This window comes from Gracilibacillus marinus, assembly GCF_042651725.1.
In the GTDB taxonomy this organism is placed as follows: domain Bacteria; phylum Bacillota; class Bacilli; order Bacillales; family Amphibacillaceae; genus Gracilibacillus; species Gracilibacillus marinus.
In genome coordinates, this window is the sequence record NZ_JBHSDV010000006.1 from 89,765 (window position 1) to 107,181 (window position 17,417).

24 protein-coding genes are annotated in these 17,417 nt (G+C 34.2%); 23 read left to right on the top strand and 1 reads right to left on the bottom strand.

Translation table 11 applies throughout. The annotated features are described in order from the left end of the window. Window positions 1-4 precede the first annotated feature (4 nt). The 19 genes from ACFOZ1_RS15235 to ACFOZ1_RS15325 all read left to right on the top strand — a co-directional run bounded on the left by ACFOZ1_RS15235 (window position 5) and on the right by ACFOZ1_RS15325 (window position 14,365). The gene (locus ACFOZ1_RS15235; protein ID WP_390200651.1) at window positions 5-175 is read left to right on the top strand and encodes a hypothetical protein; all 171 of its coding nucleotides are present in this window, start codon (window positions 5-7) and stop codon (window positions 173-175) included. A gap of 6 nt (window positions 176-181) precedes the next feature. Then, the gene (locus ACFOZ1_RS15240; protein ID WP_390200653.1) at window positions 182-1,408 is read left to right on the top strand and encodes a phage portal protein; all 1,227 of its coding nucleotides are present in this window, start codon (window positions 182-184) and stop codon (window positions 1,406-1,408) included. Window positions 1,409-1,422: 14 nt separating this feature from the next. Further along, on the top strand, window positions 1,423-2,055 hold the full coding sequence (locus ACFOZ1_RS15245) for an HK97 family phage prohead protease (RefSeq protein WP_390200655.1): 633 nt from the start codon (window positions 1,423-1,425) through the stop codon (window positions 2,053-2,055). Between the two features lie 20 nt (window positions 2,056-2,075). Further along, window positions 2,076-3,368, top strand: a complete 1,293-nt coding sequence (locus ACFOZ1_RS15250) for a phage major capsid protein (RefSeq protein ID WP_390200657.1) — start codon at window positions 2,076-2,078, stop codon at window positions 3,366-3,368. Window positions 3,369-3,389: 21 nt separating this feature from the next. Continuing rightward, the gene (locus ACFOZ1_RS15255; RefSeq protein ID WP_390200659.1) at window positions 3,390-3,653 is read left to right on the top strand and encodes a hypothetical protein; all 264 of its coding nucleotides are present in this window, start codon (window positions 3,390-3,392) and stop codon (window positions 3,651-3,653) included. 7 nt (window positions 3,654-3,660) lie between these two features. Then, window positions 3,661-3,972: a phage head closure protein gene (locus ACFOZ1_RS15260; protein ID WP_390200661.1), complete on the top strand. Its 312-nt coding sequence runs from the start codon at window positions 3,661-3,663 to the stop codon at window positions 3,970-3,972. Window positions 3,973-3,983: 11 nt separating this feature from the next. Continuing rightward, window positions 3,984-4,169, top strand: coding sequence for a hypothetical protein (locus ACFOZ1_RS15265; protein WP_390200663.1), 186 nt, complete (start codon window positions 3,984-3,986; stop codon window positions 4,167-4,169). After that, complete coding sequence (locus ACFOZ1_RS15270; RefSeq protein WP_390200665.1) at window positions 4,147-4,596, top strand: HK97-gp10 family putative phage morphogenesis protein; 450 nt, start codon at window positions 4,147-4,149, stop codon at window positions 4,594-4,596. Before ACFOZ1_RS15265 ends, ACFOZ1_RS15270 begins: the two co-directional genes overlap by 23 nt. Then, window positions 4,577-4,966 (top strand): hypothetical protein, encoded by a 390-nt coding sequence (locus ACFOZ1_RS15275; RefSeq protein WP_390200666.1) that lies wholly within the window; start codon window positions 4,577-4,579, stop codon window positions 4,964-4,966. Before ACFOZ1_RS15270 ends, ACFOZ1_RS15275 begins: the two co-directional genes overlap by 20 nt. Then, entirely contained in the window at window positions 4,966-5,550 is a 585-nt protein-coding gene (locus tag ACFOZ1_RS15280; protein WP_390200667.1) for a hypothetical protein, read from the top strand. Before ACFOZ1_RS15275 ends, ACFOZ1_RS15280 begins: the two co-directional genes overlap by 1 nt. Before the next feature lie 44 nt (window positions 5,551-5,594). Beyond that, on the top strand, window positions 5,595-5,927 hold the full coding sequence (locus ACFOZ1_RS15285; RefSeq protein ID WP_390200669.1) for a hypothetical protein: 333 nt from the start codon (window positions 5,595-5,597) through the stop codon (window positions 5,925-5,927). 53 nt (window positions 5,928-5,980) lie between these two features. Continuing rightward, window positions 5,981-6,223, top strand: a complete 243-nt coding sequence (locus ACFOZ1_RS15290) for a hypothetical protein (protein WP_390200671.1) — start codon at window positions 5,981-5,983, stop codon at window positions 6,221-6,223. Then, window positions 6,220-6,411, top strand: a complete 192-nt coding sequence (locus tag ACFOZ1_RS15295; RefSeq protein WP_390200673.1) for a hypothetical protein — start codon at window positions 6,220-6,222, stop codon at window positions 6,409-6,411. The genes ACFOZ1_RS15290 and ACFOZ1_RS15295 overlap by 4 nt, the downstream gene beginning before the upstream one ends. A gap of 64 nt (window positions 6,412-6,475) precedes the next feature. Beyond that, window positions 6,476-8,710 carry a phage tail protein gene (locus ACFOZ1_RS15300; protein WP_390200674.1) on the top strand — a complete coding sequence of 745 codons (2,235 nt, stop codon included), beginning with the start codon at window positions 6,476-6,478 and terminating at the stop codon, window positions 8,708-8,710. Next, window positions 8,710-9,420, top strand: coding sequence for a phage tail protein (locus tag ACFOZ1_RS15305; RefSeq protein ID WP_390200676.1), 711 nt, complete (start codon window positions 8,710-8,712; stop codon window positions 9,418-9,420). The genes ACFOZ1_RS15300 and ACFOZ1_RS15305 overlap by 1 nt, the downstream gene beginning before the upstream one ends. After that, window positions 9,420-11,015, top strand: a complete 1,596-nt coding sequence (locus ACFOZ1_RS15310) for a phage tail spike protein (protein ID WP_390200678.1) — start codon at window positions 9,420-9,422, stop codon at window positions 11,013-11,015. Before ACFOZ1_RS15305 ends, ACFOZ1_RS15310 begins: the two co-directional genes overlap by 1 nt. Continuing rightward, on the top strand, window positions 11,002-11,124 hold the full coding sequence (locus ACFOZ1_RS15315; protein WP_390200680.1) for a hypothetical protein: 123 nt from the start codon (window positions 11,002-11,004) through the stop codon (window positions 11,122-11,124). Before ACFOZ1_RS15310 ends, ACFOZ1_RS15315 begins: the two co-directional genes overlap by 14 nt. Next, entirely contained in the window at window positions 11,108-12,673 is a 1,566-nt protein-coding gene (locus ACFOZ1_RS15320; RefSeq protein ID WP_390200682.1) for an SGNH/GDSL hydrolase family protein, read from the top strand. Before ACFOZ1_RS15315 ends, ACFOZ1_RS15320 begins: the two co-directional genes overlap by 17 nt. Before the next feature lie 324 nt (window positions 12,674-12,997). Next, on the top strand, window positions 12,998-14,365 hold the full coding sequence (locus ACFOZ1_RS15325; RefSeq protein WP_390200684.1) for an O-antigen ligase family protein: 1,368 nt from the start codon (window positions 12,998-13,000) through the stop codon (window positions 14,363-14,365). Between the two features lie 66 nt (window positions 14,366-14,431). On the opposite strand, the gene ACFOZ1_RS15330 is transcribed toward ACFOZ1_RS15325, so the two are convergent. Then, window positions 14,432-14,647: a helix-turn-helix domain-containing protein gene (locus ACFOZ1_RS15330; RefSeq protein WP_390200685.1), complete on the bottom strand. Its 216-nt coding sequence runs from the start codon at window positions 14,645-14,647 to the stop codon at window positions 14,432-14,434. A gap of 93 nt (window positions 14,648-14,740) precedes the next feature. Between ACFOZ1_RS15330 and xerA the strand changes: the two genes are divergently transcribed. The 4 genes from xerA to ACFOZ1_RS15350 are packed head-to-tail and all read left to right on the top strand — an operon-like array spanning window position 14,741 to window position 17,150. Next, entirely contained in the window at window positions 14,741-15,733 is a 993-nt protein-coding gene (gene xerA, locus ACFOZ1_RS15335; RefSeq protein WP_390200687.1) for a site-specific tyrosine recombinase/integron integrase, read from the top strand. A gap of 57 nt (window positions 15,734-15,790) precedes the next feature. Continuing rightward, window positions 15,791-16,075, top strand: a complete 285-nt coding sequence (locus ACFOZ1_RS15340) for a hemolysin XhlA family protein (protein ID WP_390200688.1) — start codon at window positions 15,791-15,793, stop codon at window positions 16,073-16,075. A 14-nt stretch (window positions 16,076-16,089) separates the two neighbouring features. Then, on the top strand, window positions 16,090-16,350 hold the full coding sequence (locus tag ACFOZ1_RS15345) for a phage holin family protein (RefSeq protein ID WP_390200690.1): 261 nt from the start codon (window positions 16,090-16,092) through the stop codon (window positions 16,348-16,350). Then, window positions 16,350-17,150 (top strand): peptidoglycan DD-metalloendopeptidase family protein, encoded by an 801-nt coding sequence (locus ACFOZ1_RS15350; protein WP_390200692.1) that lies wholly within the window; start codon window positions 16,350-16,352, stop codon window positions 17,148-17,150. The genes ACFOZ1_RS15345 and ACFOZ1_RS15350 overlap by 1 nt, the downstream gene beginning before the upstream one ends. Window positions 17,151-17,417: the final 267 nt, after the last annotated feature.

Genomic DNA, 17,417 nt, shown 5'->3' on the forward strand with positions numbered 1-17,417 from the left:
TGTATTGAAAAGAAAATTACTAACAAAGATTTTACTTGTTACAGACGATATTTTTTTGATGATAGGCATGTTATTGGTGTCTTTTGGATTTTTTAAAATATATGAACCATTAGGATATATAGTGTCAGGCTTATGCTTTATAGCATTAGCTTATTTTTTTGCGCAAAGAAGGTGATGAAATTTGCTATTACGAAATTTGGTTAACAAGAATACAAAGGATAATCATGCATTTAGGCATGCACAAATGATAAATGGATCCTTGCCTATCTTTAGTCAATTTGGCGAGGATATATATGCATCTGATGTTGTACAGGCATGTATTAATGTTATTGCAACAGAAATATCAAAACTAAGACCAAGGCATATAAGAACAGATCAAGAAGAAGTACAGACAATCGTGAAAAGTAGCTTCAATCGTTTGTTTAAATTTAGTCCGAATGAACTGATGACAACAAGAGATTTTCTTGAAAAAACAATATGGATGCTTTTTCTTAACCTTAACGCATTTATATATCCAACCTACGACATTATTACAGATAGTAATGGTAATAAGCGAAAAGAGTACACGGGTTTTTATCCATTAAATCCTTCTCAAGTTGAATTTTTACAAGACTCTACTGGTAAATTGTTTGTTAAATTTTCATTTCAATCCGGCATAGAATATACGCATCCATATAAAGACATTATTCATTTGCGAAAACAATTTAGTGTCAATGACGTAATGGGTGGTGGTGTAAATGGACAACCAGACAATGCAGCACTATTAAAAGTACTGCAAATTAACGATAGCTTATTGCAAGGACTGGAAAAGTCGGTTAAATCTAGTATGGCTATAAGAGGCATTTTAAAAATAAATACAATGATGGATGATGAAAAACAACAAGCCGAAAGAGAGAAATTTGAAGCAAAACTAAAGAATAATGAGAGTGGTATTTTGCCAATGGATTTAAAAGGCGAATATTACGACATAAAAGTAGACCCTAAGCTAGTAGACAAAGACACGCTAGATTTTTTAGACACCAAAGTATTAAAGAATTATGGAGTCTCTTTGCCAATACTAACAGGCGATTTCACAGACGAACAATATCAAGCATTTTACGAACGCACGTTGGAAAGTATCGTTATAAGTCTTGGCCAAGCATTTTCGAAATGTATATTTACAGATAGAGAGCTAGATGTTGGAAATGAAATAGTTTTTTATCAAAAAGACATGACATATTTGAGTATGAGTAACAAATTGGAAATTATAAAAATTGCAGGAGAACAAGGCATTTTATCAGACAATGAAAAGTTGAAAATACTAGGCTACAGTCCTATCGAAGGCGGAGAAAGACGTACACAGAGCCTTAATTATATTAACAGAGATATTATTGATGAATATCAGTTAAAACGAGGGAAAATGCAATAGAAAGGGTGAAAGTAATGGGATTAAAGATTATTCGTTTCAATGAGATTGAAGAATTTAGAGCACTGGAACCAACAGAAGATACTGGTCACATTGTAGAAGGTTATGCGATTGTGTATGAGCAAGTAACCAATGTAGGTGGTTGGTTTAAAGAAATCATAAAAAGAGGGGCGTTGGATGGTGCAGACCTGAAAGACGTGCCTCTTTTTATTCATCATAATCAAAGGAAAATCCCTTTGGCGAGAAGTAGAAACAACAATGGTAATTCTACAATGCAATTAACTGTAGATGAGAAAGGATTATTTTTTCGGGCAGAGTTAGACGTGGAAAATAATTCGGAAGCTAAGGCATTATATTCTGCTATTAAGCGGAAAGACATTACTGGCATGAGTTTTTCATTTCGTGCGAAAGATGAAAAGTGGATTGAGTTGGGTAGTCCATTACCCACAAGAGAAATACACAAGTTTGAAAAAGTGTATGAAATATCTGCGTTGTATTCACCTCAATACGAGGGTACAAATATAAATGCTCGAAGCGAATCACTGGATAGTGAGGATAAACTAGCATTGGATAATGCTAGAGCAACAGAATTGGATAGTTCTGATGACGAGCAATTAGAGTTAGAAAAAATCAAATTAGAAATATTATAAGAAGGGTAGAGTGAAAAATTATGGAAAAATGGTTAAAAGATTTATTAAAGAAAAAAGAGGAAGAAAGAACTGCTTTAAAGGAAAAGGGTAAAAATAGCAATAGTGTCGAAGAAGTACGCAGCATTGGTGAACAAGTTGAAAGTGTCAATGGAGAAATCGAAAATATTAAAGCTCAATTAGCAAAAATCAATACGCAATCAGAAGAAGACAAACGTGGTGAACAAGGTGATGACAACCAAGAACAAAGAAGCACACCACAAGGCCAATTGAATCCAATCGGCACATACGTCATGGGACAATCAAACGACCAAGAAGCACGATCTGATGAAGAATTAACAAAATTATATGAAACTCGTGGAGCACAATTAAAAGAAAAACGTTCTGTCACATTTGATATCGATGAAATGCCAGAATTTCGTACAGTATCCTTAGGTGGCGGAAATTTAGTAGTGCAAAAGAAATATAGCAACACGTTAAGCCCTACTTTTAACGAAGTGTCTTCTCTAGTTGACAAAGTGAATGCTATTCCTTTAATCGGTGGGGAAAGTTACACGAAAGGTTTTGAAATTAGTTCTGGTGAAGGTGATTATACAACAGAAACAGGCGATTATGCAGAAGCAGAACCAACTACAGATTATGTAACGATTCAAAAAGCAAAAATTACTGCATATGCGGAAATGACAGATGAATCGCTTAAATTGCCTAATATAAACTATCAATCTCTAGTGCGTACTAACATCGGTAAAGCACTTAGAAAGAAAGTGACGAAACAAATCATTGTAGGTGCTGGTGGTGCAAATGCACTTACTGGTATTTTTAATGCTCCTACAAATGTTATGCCTACAGAAGGTGACATTTTAATCAGTGAAATTGATGCAGATACATTAGACAAAATTGTATTTGGGTTTGGTGGAGACGAAGACATTGAAGGCGGCGCATATTTAATTTTAAATAAACAAGATCTTGCTGCATTTGCTAGTGTTCGCAGTACAGATGGTAAAAAATTATACAAAATTAAGAAAAACGGAAATGAAGGCACTATCTCATCAGATGATAGCTTTGAAGTGCCATTCATTATTAATAGCGCATGTCCAGCATTATCTGCTGATGGAACAGTTGCAGATACGTATTGCATGGCGTATGGCATGGTACAAGCATACGAAATGCCGATTTTCTCTCCAATCGAAGTAGAAGAATCTCGTGATTTTAAATTCCGTTCAGGTCAAATCGCTTTCCGTGGTGCTGTTTGGACTGGTGGTAACGTTTCTATGTACAAAGGATTCACAAGAATCAAAAAAGTAGCAGCAGTCTAATAAAGAATAAGGTGATTACGAATGAATCTTACGGACGAGTGTAAAAAAGCATTAAACTTTTCTTTAGATAACACAGACCCAGATCTAGAAAAAATAATCGATCAAAAAATCTTGATTGTGAAGGCTTTTTTAAAAGGGGCTGGTGTCAAAGAAGAGGCGTTTACGACAGATGATGTTATTGGAGTAATCACGATAGGTGTAACAGATTTATGGGATTTACGTTCTGGGGAGATTAAGTTCTCCCCTGTTTTTAATACGTTAGCAATACAATTAGCATCGGGGTGATTCTATGGTGAGACGAGACAAGGTAATTTATCTAATTGATAAAGTATTTACTACCAAAAATGAGTATGGTGATCCAATTCAAACGACATCTACACCACGCAAATTGTTTGCAACAAAGAAATCTATTACACGAACAGAGTTTTATCAAGCCAATATAAATAATCTTAAACCAGAATTGAGTTTCACTGTATGGTCAAGAGAATATAAAGGCGAAAATTATTTGAAATTTAACGATGTAATGTACAAAATCATGCGGACATATGACCCAGGTGATTTAGAGATTGAATTAATATGTACAGGACTAACAAATCAAGGATAGAGGTGTTATTTATGCAGGCAAAAGTAATTAAAAACTTCCTTTGCAAAAACCGAAATAGGTATTATACTACCAAAGACATTTACGAAAGTTTAGATAAAAAGCGGATTGAGGAATTACAGAAAAAAGGGTATTTGGAGAAGCCACAATCTAAATCTAAAAAAGTAAGTGATGATAATGGCACTACCCAAAGCGGTTAAAATTAAAAAAGATGGTGTTGAAATTGTGTCTAAAGTAGACCGTGCACAATACACCATCCACGAATTGAGCAGAGCTGCATTGTTAGATACTGGTAGATTGCTTAGGAGAAGAATGCTACCGAAAGCCAAAAAACAACCAGGAATGCGCAGGTCAAAAAGGCCTTTATCAGCATTTCAATATTGGTGTAGACGAAAAGAAACGGATTTAATAATCGGCTCGAAACATAGAACTTGGTATGGTGAAGGTCAAGAACTCGGAACGAATAACCAACCTAACAGATCTATCATCAAAGGAACTACTATGGAAAATCTTGCAGATATAAGAAAGATTCAAGCTCAATATTTATCTGCAGTAGAAAATGAAAGTAAAGCATTAAGTTTGATTAAGCCTAATGAGGAGGGTGGAGATGACAGAAGTGATTCGTGAGTTAGTCATTAGAAAGACAATCGAAGCATATTTGTCCGATGTCACTACTCACATCTATTACGAAAATGCGCCAGTAGGCATTGATGAGCCATATATAGTTTATGTATTAGGTGACTCAATAGATGATGGCTCGTTAGAAGACATGGAGCTTGAAGTAAATGGATGGCATAATCCTATCAATGGAGACTCCACCCCATTAGCAACATTAATTGGGCAAATAGATAACAGATTACACCGATCTACACACCAATCTGATGGTGTGTTTTTTAGCATTTATAGAGATAGGCGAGTGCCTGTCAGTGATCCCGACAAACGATTAAGAAGACGGCAAATACTATATCAAATTAGAGTGATGGGAGTTGGAATGTAATGATACAAAGACCTGCAGTACCAAAACCAGAAAAAGTAAAACTAGGCGAAGGTGTATTAGTCTTTAATTTTAATCCAGATGATTGGGATGATCCTGCATCAATCCCATTTGGTGCAACTCGTGGTGGTGGAAACTATAATGTTGAACCAACAAATGCTCCAATCCGATTTGATGGTGACAAAGGGGAGCACACCAAAGGATTAAAGCGAAAAACAGAATGGGTTATCCAAATTACAGCCAATGCATTAGAGTTGGACTTGGATTTACTGAAAAAAGTAATGCCAGGAACGATTGAAGAGAAGAATGATGCAGTAGATACTCCAAATTATAAAAAATATAGACCGAACGCAGATTATCAAGAATCTGATTATATTAACAATCTAGCGTATATTACAAAAACACATGCGGGAAATACAGTAGCGTATGTGATTGAAAATGTTCTAGGTGATGGTGCATTATCTGCAGCATTTGAGGACAAGAGCGAAATCGTACCTGAAACTACTTTCACTGCTCATTTTGATCCAAATGATTTAGATACAGTACCAACGTATGTAATCGAATATGACTTAGAACCTGCAGTATAAGAGTAGCGATTTTGCTACTCTTTTTTATTTAGGAGGGAAAAATAATGGAATTAACAAATGACCAAGTATTTGACATGTTGCCATACGCAGTAGAAATCTACGAAAAATTAGACTTTGACAACTATAGAAAGAAGTTACAAGAAGAGTACAAAAAGAAGAAGAAGGTAGACGCAGTAGATGCTGCAGTAGACGCAGTTAAATATATTTTAAAAAATTCAAAAAATGTAAAAGAGGAAATTTTTCAAGTAATTGCAATTGCAGAAAAGAAGGATTTAGAAGTTGTAAGAAATCAATCATTTTTCAAAACAATTGCAACATTCAAGGCGATTTTTACAAACGAAGAATTAACTACTTTTTTCAAAGATGCTATGCAATAGGAGGTTACAGCGAAGCCTTATATTTATTGCATAGCTATTATGATTTTAGTTACGTGCGTAATTTAAAAATAGTGCATATAACCAAATTAATATCAGATGCGCACAAAAAGAAAGAAAAGGATAAAGCATGGGAAATGTGGTTATCTAAATATCCTAAAATGGACCAATCTACCTTTATTTCTTTTGAAGATTTTTATGCAAGATTAAATGCAACAACTATTGTTATGCAAGCAAAAGAATCAAGTGGCACTATCAGTGAGCAATACAATAAGTTAAAGCCAGGAGGATTGAAATGATTAGATATGACGGCATGCCAGAAGAAAAACCTGTTGTGCACGAAGAGATTGATGAAGATGACTTAATTTATTTTATTATTGTGAATAACAAGAATAGAGAACTAACGTACAACGATGTGAAAGCAGTGCTCGAGGCGGAAACAAAATATTTACAAGATAAAGGTTTTATAGACACGCCAGAAAGGTAAGGTGATCCACACATCTCCGATCTATCGGTTAAATAGTGGCCTTTTATAGAAAGAAGGTGAGCATGTGCAAATATTTAAGTTATTCGGCTCTATATTGATTGATGACAAAGAAGCACAAAGTAGTTTATCCAAAACAGATAAGCAATCAAAAAATCTAGGCGATAGATTAAAAGGCACAATCAAGACAGCTGCTAAATGGGGAGCTGCAATTGTTACTGGAGCTGGTGTTGCTGCAACTGGAATGACCGCATTAGCACTTAAAGTAGGACGAGCTGCAGATGAATTATTAGACATTGCTGCAGTTACTGGTATGACAACAGAAGAAATACAACGTTGGAGAAAAGCAACAGAAGAAGCTGGTACCAGTACAGATGCGGTAGCAAATGCATCTGCTAAATTTACAAAAAGTTTAGATGCAATGAGTGAAGAATCGAACAAAGGAAATGAAGCGTTAAAAAAATTAGGATTATCCTTTAACGAAGTCGAAAATATGAGTGCCGATGAAAGAATGAACGTGCTCACAGAAGCCTTAACAGGTGTGGAAGATAAGACAGAGAGAGCACGTTTGGGTACAGATTTATTTGGTGGATCATGGAAAGACTTAGCGCCTGTAATAGACTTAGGTGCCGAAGCAATGAAGAACGCCAAAGACAATGCGAATGTTTTTAGTGATGAGGACCTTGTTAAAGCAAATGAATTTAGAATGATGTATGACCAAATGACAGAAAAGGTAAAGTTTTTCGGCATGCAAATTGGTATGAGTTTGATGCCTATATTGTCTACCATGTTTTCATGGTTTGAAAGCGCAATGCCTACCATCCAAAGTGTCACTACATTTGCTTTTGACAAAATTAGTGGTGTCATTTCCAATCTAGCAAATGGTATACAAGGCTTGTACGATAAGTTTAGATCCTATTACGAAAGCAACCAAGAAACATTACAATTGTTGTGGGAATCATTTCAAGTTTATTTAGGATTCATCTTAGAATACTGGAAGAGTATATTCACAAACATTCAATCTACAATTCAAGAATTTGTCAATTTTATCCTTCCGTATATAGCAACATTCTTTGAAGCATTGCTATTATTTTGGCAAGAAAATGGTCAACTAATAATTGATAGTGCGAAAAATATATTCGGTGCTATTCAATCCGTTGTTTCCACTGTATTCGGTGCGATTTTTACCATCATTCAAGAAATTTTATCTTTAGTTTTACCATTTATCCAAGAAAAACTAGCATTATTGCAACAATTTTGGCAAGAAAACGGCCAACAAATTATGCAAGCTGTGCAAAATGCCTTTAAATTTATAGAAAATATCATCAAAGTAATTATGCCGATTGTCTTAGCAATCATAAAGGTAGCATGGGAATCTATTAAAGGTGTAATCAATGGCGCACTAAATATAATCATGGGATTAATTAAAGTTTTCTCTGGCCTTTTTACTGGCGATTTTTCTAAGATGTGGGAAGGCATAAAGCAGATATTTAAAGGCGCACTTGAGTTTATTTGGAATTTCATCAATCTAACTTTAATCGGTAGAGGTTTAGGATTAATCAAGAACTTTGCATCTATGGCTGTAAATTTATTTAGAAATTTAGGTACAGGCGCAATAAATATATTTAGGAACTTAGGTTCTAGTGCGGTCAATATTGTATCAAATTTTATTAAGAAAATTCTTAATTTCTTTACTAGCATGAAAACAGGCGCTACTAATACGGTAACGGGATTATTTTCGTCTATCAAGAATACCTTTAACAATATTTTATCTTTTATAACTGGTTTAGGCGGTTCATTTCTCAAAGCTGGTAAGGGATTAATTGAGCAAATGGTTAAGGGTGTAAAGAACTCTATTTCTTTGGTTACTGATACGATTTCTAATGTTGCAGGTAAAGTACGTGATTTCTTACCATTCTCTCCTGCAAAGGTTGGTCCGTTGTCTGATTTGGATAAGTTGGATTTCGAGGGGCCGATTGCGGATTCGATAGATCATTCCGAAGAAGGAATCCAAGGGAAAATGGAAAGGCTACTTAAAGTACCTAAATTTGAAAGTATTGAGTCAAACGCTAGAAATACTATTATGAAGGATGATAATAATAGTAGCTATATTAGTGATCGAGAAAATATTAAATTTGACACATCAATTTTAGAAAAACTATTGATTGAACTGATTAAAGCAGTAAGAGAAGGAAAAGAAATTATCTTAAATGACAAAGTATTAGCAAAAGAAACTGCAGAAGCTAGATCAGAGTATGATGGGAAAACAGTAAGACATGCAGGAAGGAGGCTAGCTACCTAATGTTAGGAATTAAATATTTAGGAAAGCATTCTTTTTATGATTACGGCGTGACTATGGGAAAAGGTAAAGAAATAGGCATTCCAAATAAAAAGAAAATTAAAGTAGCAGTTCCTTTTTCCAATATCGAATATGATTTTAGTGAAGTCTATGGTTCTCAAGCATATGAACCAAGGACATTATCATATTCATTTAATATATATAGGCCTGCATCAGGAAAACAACCTATGAATTCAAAAAAGACACAAATTATAAATTGGTTGATGAATAGCAACGGAAAGCAAAAGTTGTATGATGATGCTTATCCTGGTTATTATTTTCTAGCTGAAGTAGAAGGAAGTAATTCTTTTTCGGAAGATTATGATACAGGCGTGTTAAATGTAGAGTTTACTGCATACCCATTTATGATTTCAGAGCTTAAAGAAGGTCACGATATATGGGATGAATTCAATTTTGATTTAGATGTTGCACAAACAGTTGATTTTGAAGTTGTTGAAGAGATTGAGGTAACGTTATACAACGTTGGGACACCTGATGTAATTCCTAATATAGTATCATCAAGTTCTATGACGATTGAAAAAGATGGTGTTACTTACAATCTTAATGCAGGGGAAACAAAAGATTATAATTTTATATTGAAGCCAGGCGAAAATCATCTAATTATCTATGGCAATGGATCTATCTCTTTTGAATTTTATAAGGAGTTGATCTAATGTATAGAGTTACAATCATCAATGACCAAGAAGAAGTTGTCATACACAACCCACTAGTAAATGGATTAAAGTTGATGGAAGGTAAAATTAAGAAGGAAATAAACAAAGTAGATGCATTTAATCTAACTTTTCATTTGAATAATCCTGCTTATGGAAAAATGAAGCCATTAAAGACATTGGTTAATGTATTTAATATAAAAGAGCAGAAATACGAGTTTGCAGGAAGAGTGTTAGAGCCTGAAGAAGATATGGATAGTGACGGTTTACACACATTTTCTTATGTATGTGAAGGTGAATTAGCATTTCTAGAAGACTCTCAACAACGGCATTTGGAGTTTCAAGGCACCCCTGAAGAACTTTGGATATCCATAATAAATTATCATAATACGCAAGTAGAAGCACACAAACAATATCAACCAGGAGTCATTGAGGTAACTAATTCCACTAACTATCTATATTGCTATTTAAGCCCTGAAAAAGACACTTTTAGCACAATAGAAGAGGAATTGATTGATAGATTAGGTGGGGAATTACAAGTAAGAAAAGAGAATGGTGTTAGTTATCTTGATTTAGTAGAACGTATTGGAGAATCAAAACAAACTGAAATTAAAATAGCGAAAAACCTTAGAACACTCACTAGAAGTGTAAATCCAACTAGTATTGTTACTAGGTTGACACCACTCGGAACTAGGATAGAAACAGAAGGTGCTATTGATGCTGCACAAGCACGTTTAACAATTGAATCCGTCAATAATGGAGTACCTTATATAGACAGGCAAGATTTAATTGATGAATTTGGGTATCAAGGCGGCTTTCAAACTTGGGATGATATTACTGACCCTAACAATCTACTTACAAGAGGACAAGATTGGATTAACAATCAAAAGATAGCTTTATATCAACACAAGATCAGTGCTGCTGATCTTTTTTTAATTGGATTAGACCCAGAGTCTTTTCAGTTAGGAAATGACCATCCTATTATTAATCCAATAATGAATATTGATGAACGCTTGCGTATTGTCGGCAAAACCATCGATATTTTAAAACCAGAAGGAGATAGTTTAACATTTGGAGACAAATTTAAAACATTAACAGATTATCAAGCAGACGCAAATAAACAAGAAATTGAAATTGTTAATTTACGTAATACTCTTAATAGCCAATCACAACGATTAGCAAGCATACAGCAAGAGTTAGACACAGTAGACCAAGCAGTCGAAGATGTCAATCAAGCGATTAGTGATGCAGACCTACCTGCACTAGAAGATGCCATAGCTAACCTTAATCAAGCAGTTAGCGATTTAACAGATGCAGTAGACACTATACCAGATTATAATGTTGCGACACCAACTACAGATGGTTTGATGAGCGCAACAGACAAAGCCAAATTAGATGGATTACAAAATTACAGTAATGCAACGATAACTACAGATGGATTAATGGCCAAAGAGGATAAATCTAAATTAGATTTAATCACTGTATTAAATGCCATTAATTTAGATGATTTAAAGGCTAAATTAGACTTAATAACAGTAGTTAACGCTATCGATTTAGACAATTTAGAACAGAGGGTGAGCGCACTTGAAAACCCATAAATCAAGAGCAAGGTTATTAGCAGAAGAAGCAGCAATTGTGAAAGAAAAAGCCGAACAAGTAAAGGAAAAATGGACAACAAGGAGTGACGAGGATGACAGTACCAGCTAACATACAACAACTAGCAGATAAAGTGAGAAATGAAATATACGGCGAAAATGTCCGAGAGTCCATCGCTCAATCAATGGAAGCAACAGCAGAAGTTGCGGAATGGTCAAGAGAAGTAGCACAAGGGATTATTGATGGAACGTTTGATGAAGGATTACTATCCACTGAAATAGAAAATAAGTTAAATCAACTCGAACAAGATTATGCACCTACTCTTACAGCTATTGAAAATGAAGTAACAACTGCTCGTGGTGAAGAGGCTAATTTGGGCGCTAGAATGGATAACATTACGTCGAAGTTGGCACAAAAATCGTCAAAATCAGAGGTAGATAGATTAACTCAACAACTCGTGCCAAAACGATATATTTTCGGTGGGCAACTTGAAAAACTAAAGTATTCCCTTTCTAATCCACTTGAACAATTCACAGGGGTTGTATTTCCTGGTGATTCTATTGTGTGGGGGTTAGGGGCAACAGGAAATCCTGCTGATTATAATACAGGTCGTGATGGTACGTTATCTGATATAAGAGACAACTTCGCTTCTCTGTCTTTTGTAAACAACTTTAAGCGTTATATCGGTTCTAAATACATGGGAGGTGCTACACCAGATATAAGTAACTGGGAATATTCCACAGCGGGGGAAGCGATAGCCACATATTCAAAACAGCATATTTTATACCCTTACGCTGGAGATTTTTCTTATTCAGAAACAGGGACAATATTCTCTACGATTTCCCAAGCTTCATCTGGTTCGCTTTCAGGTTGGCAACTTATAACAAATATTGAATCGGGAGTAATGGGCGAGGCTATAATTGGTTTTCCTTTCACTGGTGAAGAATTTACACTTTCTATTGATTCTGTAAACAATCACATGAGTTATGAAGTAATAGTTGACGGAGTAAGTCAAGGTATTTTTACTACCCAACCAGGCGTAGATGGAATAGTTGCGGGATATGATAACCGAAGAACACATACTTTTCCATATGTTAGAAATAAAACCGTTCAAATTAAAACTGTAAAAAGTAGTTATACAGGAGTACAATCATTGAGAATTGGTGGAATTATTATCAACAAAACAATCAGGATCACCAATCAAGGAATTATCGGAACAAAAGCAATCTACTACAAACAACGCAATATGACCGGAAATACAAGCGGTGATGGTGTTGCTGTAACTAGTAAAGACAACTATATTTTTTGTCAGTTAGGTTCAAATGACAGAATGATTGAAACGACTTATGCAAAGGGGTCGAATGAGTTTAAAAAGAACCTTAAAGCATTAGTTAATGAACTGGAAACATTCGGGGAAGTTATTATGATGGTTGCCAATCCAGTCGCAAACGAAGATCCTGCTTCCTTTTCTTTCACAATGCAAGATGCAAGAAACGTTGTGTATAGATTAGCGAAAGAAAATGCTCTTGATTTTATAGATAACTATTCTATATTTGGTAATATTTCACCCACTGTTTATACTACAGATGGATTACATCCTAACGATCTTGGGTATGAGGTTATTTCAAGAAATATCATTAATTCACTTGAATTTAATTAATGAGCACTAAGTACAAACAAAACTATTATTGACACCGATACAGTTGATCCTTCAACATGTAAAAACGTTAGACTACACTGAATCTAGCACATTTTCCTATTGTTGATAGGGACAGAATTTCCGTTGAGTATTATGCGGGGGAATAAGTGTGGTAAGCCGAATTCAGATGCTACAATAGCAGTTTTTTTGGCTAGGAAATAAAAATCACCATATTTCCGAAAGAAAGAACTTTGTAAAATATTGTATCTTTCTATTGAAGTCCATTCTATGTTACTTTATACTTATTATTGTAATATAGTTGGGTTTCTTTGGAGGGATATAAATTTGAGTTCTTTTAGTTTTAGACAACGTAGAATAAATATAATTGGTATTATAGCCTTAGTTGCAATTGCTCTTACTATCGGAGTATCTGCTAGTATTTATTCAACGTCATTTTTTTTCTTAGCAATATTAACTATAATAGCTGCTTTTTTAGTTATTTTAATGATTACAAAAACCGAGAATACAATGGTGTTTTTAGTAACCTTATTGCTGATAAGTCTATTTTTAATTCCTGGATTCTCTGTTGCTGGTATTGGCGTTAGATTAGATGATGCAATCGTAATATGCTTAGCGATGCTTGTGATAGTTATGTTTATTAAAGAATCACAAAATATACAAACGCCTATAAACAAATGGATAATTATATACTGTATTTATGTGATGTCTATAACGCTTATAAATATTATATTGAACAATTTATCCCTTATTTACATGTTTTATTTCATTAAAGAAGTCCAGTATTTCATTTATTTTTTCGCTTTTGTGTATGTTATGAAAAACAAATGGTTTAGAAAGAAATTTAAAAATATACTTTTGTTCTTAATACTGTTATCAATGGGATGGGGATTTTATCAATTACTTTTTGATGCTAGTGTTGGTTATTATGGGATTGGACTTGTCAGTGTAACAGCATCAAGCCAAACGGGTGGAGTTTATTTTTTGATAAGTATATTTTCTTTATATCTTATTAACACTGAAAAAACCCTTCGACGAAGAGTTTTCTACTTCATTTTGTTCATGTCTTCATCAGGATTGCTCTTTGCTACAATTTCAAGGACTGCAATCCTTGCATTTGTTCTTACTTACGTTGTTTATTTATTCTTTATGCTTTTTAGAATGTCTGTAAGAAGAGTTCTTATTTGGGTGTACGTCACATTAATGGCAGCACCTTTAATCTATTTAGTTATTAAGGATTATTTACCATCTATCTCTGAAAGGTTAGGGAGAATGGATGAAGGGGCAAATACAAGAACCGCTAAATGGGATTATTTACTTTCTTTTAGTTCTGATATAGGTGCAATTTTTGGGGAAGGTAGAGGATTTGTTCAAACTATAACAGGAGGGCTGACCCTTTCGGCGGACAGCCAATATATCAGAAACATTTTAGAGTTAGGTTATATTGGTTCTGCATTATTTCTTTTTATAATTTTATCGTTACTAATTTTTGCTTTCAAAAATATGAAATCCTTTTATGGAGAATCGTTATTTTTGATCTTAAGCACATGTGGGTTTTTAATTATGAGTATAACCCACGAAGTATTTCTTGTAACGATTCAAGCTTCATTCTACTGGGTTCTGGTTGGAATATTTGTCGGAAAAATAATACACAGGAAGAAGGATGAAGAAGAAATAATTGACAATAACAATTAATACATCTTTGGAATCTACTGCGACATAGTGACAATTTAAAAGTAAAGTAAAAAAAGCAACCAGACATTATTCTGATTGCTCTTTTTCTAATTCTAATATATCCGATATTTCACAACTAAGTACTTCGCAAATTTTAGCTAGATTAGGTAACGGCAATCTGATAGTTTGATTTCTGCACATTTCATTGATTGAGGCTTGTCTAATACCCGTTAATCTGGATAGTTCGTGTTGAGACATATTCTTTTTTGACAATATGTGATCTAAATTAATTCGTATTCTCATAAAATCCTCCTTTTTTACTATTGATACGTTTATCGTATTATATTATACTATAAATATCAATACGTTTATCGTATCAAAAAAGGAGTTGTATACATGCAGAACGATAATTCAAAATTAATGAATGAAGTATCGACGGTAGCAAGCATCCTTGTAAAAGACGTGGACGAGACAAAACTAATGTTACGACTAGAAGAAATTTTAAGCAATTACGATATCAAGAGAAAAACAGAATTGGAATTAGAAGAGGATTTACCAGAAAAAGTTGAACTGTTCATTGATGCTAAAAGATTAGAAGGATTAAGTAATCTAACACTACAAGGATATTGGATTGAGTTAAACATGTTCCACAAATTTCTTAGGAAAGCTACTGTGCAAATTAATACGGTAGATATACGTAAATACTTGTCTAGCAATTCTGAATGGTCTCCTGGAACTATAGACAAAAAGTTGTCTGTATTAAAAACATTCTTTGGATGGTTGATGAATGAAGAGATTATTTTGAAAAATCCTGCTTCAAAAGTAAAATCACCTAAACAGCCTAAAAGATTACCAAAAGGATTAGGTATAGAAGAAATGGAAATTTTAAGAGAATCCTGTGTTGATAATCGAGAAAGAGCATTGATTGAAACATTATATGCTACTGGTTGTCGATTAGCAGAGTTAGTTAATATGAAAATAACAGATATTAATTTTAATGAAAATAGCGCAAAAATAATTGGTAAAGGTAATAAAGAAAGAGTCGTATATTTTACATTTAAGTCAATGTACCATCTAAAGAAGTACATCAACGAAAGAAAAGGTAATAGCGAATATGTTTTCTGCAGCATCAGGCACCCTTACAACAAAGTCACCGGCAGAAGCATTGAAAGGCTAATCAATAAGATTAGTGCTAGAACATCAATCAAGAAGAATATACATCCACATATATTTAGACACACCATGGCAACACACATGATGGAGAATGGCGCAGAATTAGCAGATGTGCAACATATCTTAGGACATGACAATCCAAGTACAACTTTAGTGTATTCGCATGTGTCCGAAGAGAGAAAGAAACAAGCACATAAAAGATTTTTAGTATCTTAGCATCCATTATGGGTGCTTTTTTATTACTTATAAATAGATAACAGGGGGTGCGAGTAGATGAAAGCAGAAGAGGAGATGGACGACATGGATGTGTGGAAAAATGGCATACAACAGGACATACAAGAGTTAAAATCGGATCGTAATAAGATGAAAGATGATATCCACATGTTACAACTATCAGACGTGACACAAAACAATGAAATCAGCGCATTAAAAGAATCTCTATCAGACATTAAAGAGGACACCAAGTGGATTAGAAGAATGATAACAAAAGCAATCGTATCTGCCATTATCACAGGATTAATTGGCGGGTTGATTGCTTTATTTTTAGCTAAATTTTAAAGGAGGTGAGACTAGTGGAAGAATTAATCAGACAATATTTAATTGAGGATGCATTAATCATTGTGCCAGCTTTATTATTTTTAGGGTATTTATTTAAAAATACACCTAGCTTTAAAGATTGGTTAATCCCTTATGCATTAACTGCAATTGGGGTTGTATTAGCTTTATTGTTACTTGGATTATCTGTAGATGCATTTTTACAAGGTGTACTTGTGAGTGGTGCAGCAGTATTAGGTAATCAGTTTTATAAACAGCTTACAAAGGATGAAGAATAATGACAACATTTATATGGCCAACAAATACAAAACGTATAACAAGTAAATTTCGCACGAAGCATAGACCTAATCATAATGGTGTAGACATTGCAGATGCGGGAGCTAGACCAATCTATGCCATTGCAGATGGTGTAGTAACACGCTCATACTTATCTGCTAGTTACGGTGAAGTGGTGTTTGTCGAACACAAAATTAATGGACAAGTATGGGAATCTGTTTATGCGCATATGCGTAGTGGATCTCGTGCTTATTTAACTGGCCAAACAGTTAAGCAAGGGCAACAAATAGGTGTGATGGGCAATACAGGACAATCAAGTGGCCAACATCTGCATTTAGAGTTGCATAGAGGTAAATGGAATTATCAAAAGTCTAATGCAGTAGATCCGTTAAATTATTTAGACAAAACTATCTCAACTGCAAGCACATACACAGTCAAGGCAGGAGACACGTTGTCAGAGATAGCTAATCGGTTCGGTTCCACCGTAAAAGAGTTAGCTGCATTAAACAACATCAAAAATGTAAATGTGATTAGTGTAGGGCAAAAGTTAAAGGTTAAAGGCAAAGTTAGCAATAAACAAACGTTATACTTGCCTAAAAGTGCATCATCTTGGAGAGTTTACCCAACGAATAAAACACCTGTTAAAGGTAACGAAAAAGGGTTTTTAAATCCTGCTAAGTTTGGTGGATTGTCTTACGAGGTAATTGCAAAACCACAAAAAGATGTCGTAACAATTGAAACAAGTGATTTTGGTAAGGTTAATATTTATGTTGCACCATCTACAGGTGCAGTGATTCGTTAGTAATAATTGCAAACTATATATTGATTACTTGGGGAGCACCGTGGAAAAGTGCTCCTTATTTTTTTGCATTTAAAAAGCGCCTACCACAAATGTGATAAGTGCTTTTTAAATAAAGCATGCGATTGCTTCTTTGAGTATGTCCTATATTGAAGATACTGAAATTTTACGTGCTTGTCAACTTCATAATTTTGAGACATTTTTATATGGCATTTGAAATATCTAATGTTATACTATTAAAACAATCCTCAAAGATAAAATCATTTTGGT

Coding starts and splice junctions, on each gene's coding strand:
- ACFOZ1_RS15245 (WP_390200655.1), top strand. CDS start 1,423: ATGGGATTAAAGATTATTCGTTTCAATGAGATTGAAGAATTTAGAGCA.
- ACFOZ1_RS15250 (WP_390200657.1), top strand. CDS start 2,076: ATGGAAAAATGGTTAAAAGATTTATTAAAGAAAAAAGAGGAAGAAAGA.
- ACFOZ1_RS15255 (WP_390200659.1), top strand. CDS start 3,390: ATGAATCTTACGGACGAGTGTAAAAAAGCATTAAACTTTTCTTTAGAT.
- ACFOZ1_RS15265 (WP_390200663.1), top strand. CDS start 3,984: ATGCAGGCAAAAGTAATTAAAAACTTCCTTTGCAAAAACCGAAATAGG.
- ACFOZ1_RS15270 (WP_390200665.1), top strand. CDS start 4,147: ATGGCACTACCCAAAGCGGTTAAAATTAAAAAAGATGGTGTTGAAATT.
- ACFOZ1_RS15275 (WP_390200666.1), top strand. CDS start 4,577: ATGACAGAAGTGATTCGTGAGTTAGTCATTAGAAAGACAATCGAAGCA.
- ACFOZ1_RS15280 (WP_390200667.1), top strand. CDS start 4,966: ATGATACAAAGACCTGCAGTACCAAAACCAGAAAAAGTAAAACTAGGC.
- ACFOZ1_RS15285 (WP_390200669.1), top strand. CDS start 5,595: ATGGAATTAACAAATGACCAAGTATTTGACATGTTGCCATACGCAGTA.
- ACFOZ1_RS15295 (WP_390200673.1), top strand. CDS start 6,220: ATGATTAGATATGACGGCATGCCAGAAGAAAAACCTGTTGTGCACGAA.
- ACFOZ1_RS15305 (WP_390200676.1), top strand. CDS start 8,710: ATGTTAGGAATTAAATATTTAGGAAAGCATTCTTTTTATGATTACGGC.
- ACFOZ1_RS15310 (WP_390200678.1), top strand. CDS start 9,420: ATGTATAGAGTTACAATCATCAATGACCAAGAAGAAGTTGTCATACAC.
- ACFOZ1_RS15320 (WP_390200682.1), top strand. CDS start 11,108: ATGACAGTACCAGCTAACATACAACAACTAGCAGATAAAGTGAGAAAT.
- ACFOZ1_RS15330 (WP_390200685.1), bottom strand. CDS start 14,647: ATGAGAATACGAATTAATTTAGATCACATATTGTCAAAAAAGAATATG.
- xerA (WP_390200687.1), top strand. CDS start 14,741: ATGCAGAACGATAATTCAAAATTAATGAATGAAGTATCGACGGTAGCA.
- ACFOZ1_RS15340 (WP_390200688.1), top strand. CDS start 15,791: ATGAAAGCAGAAGAGGAGATGGACGACATGGATGTGTGGAAAAATGGC.
- ACFOZ1_RS15350 (WP_390200692.1), top strand. CDS start 16,350: ATGACAACATTTATATGGCCAACAAATACAAAACGTATAACAAGTAAA.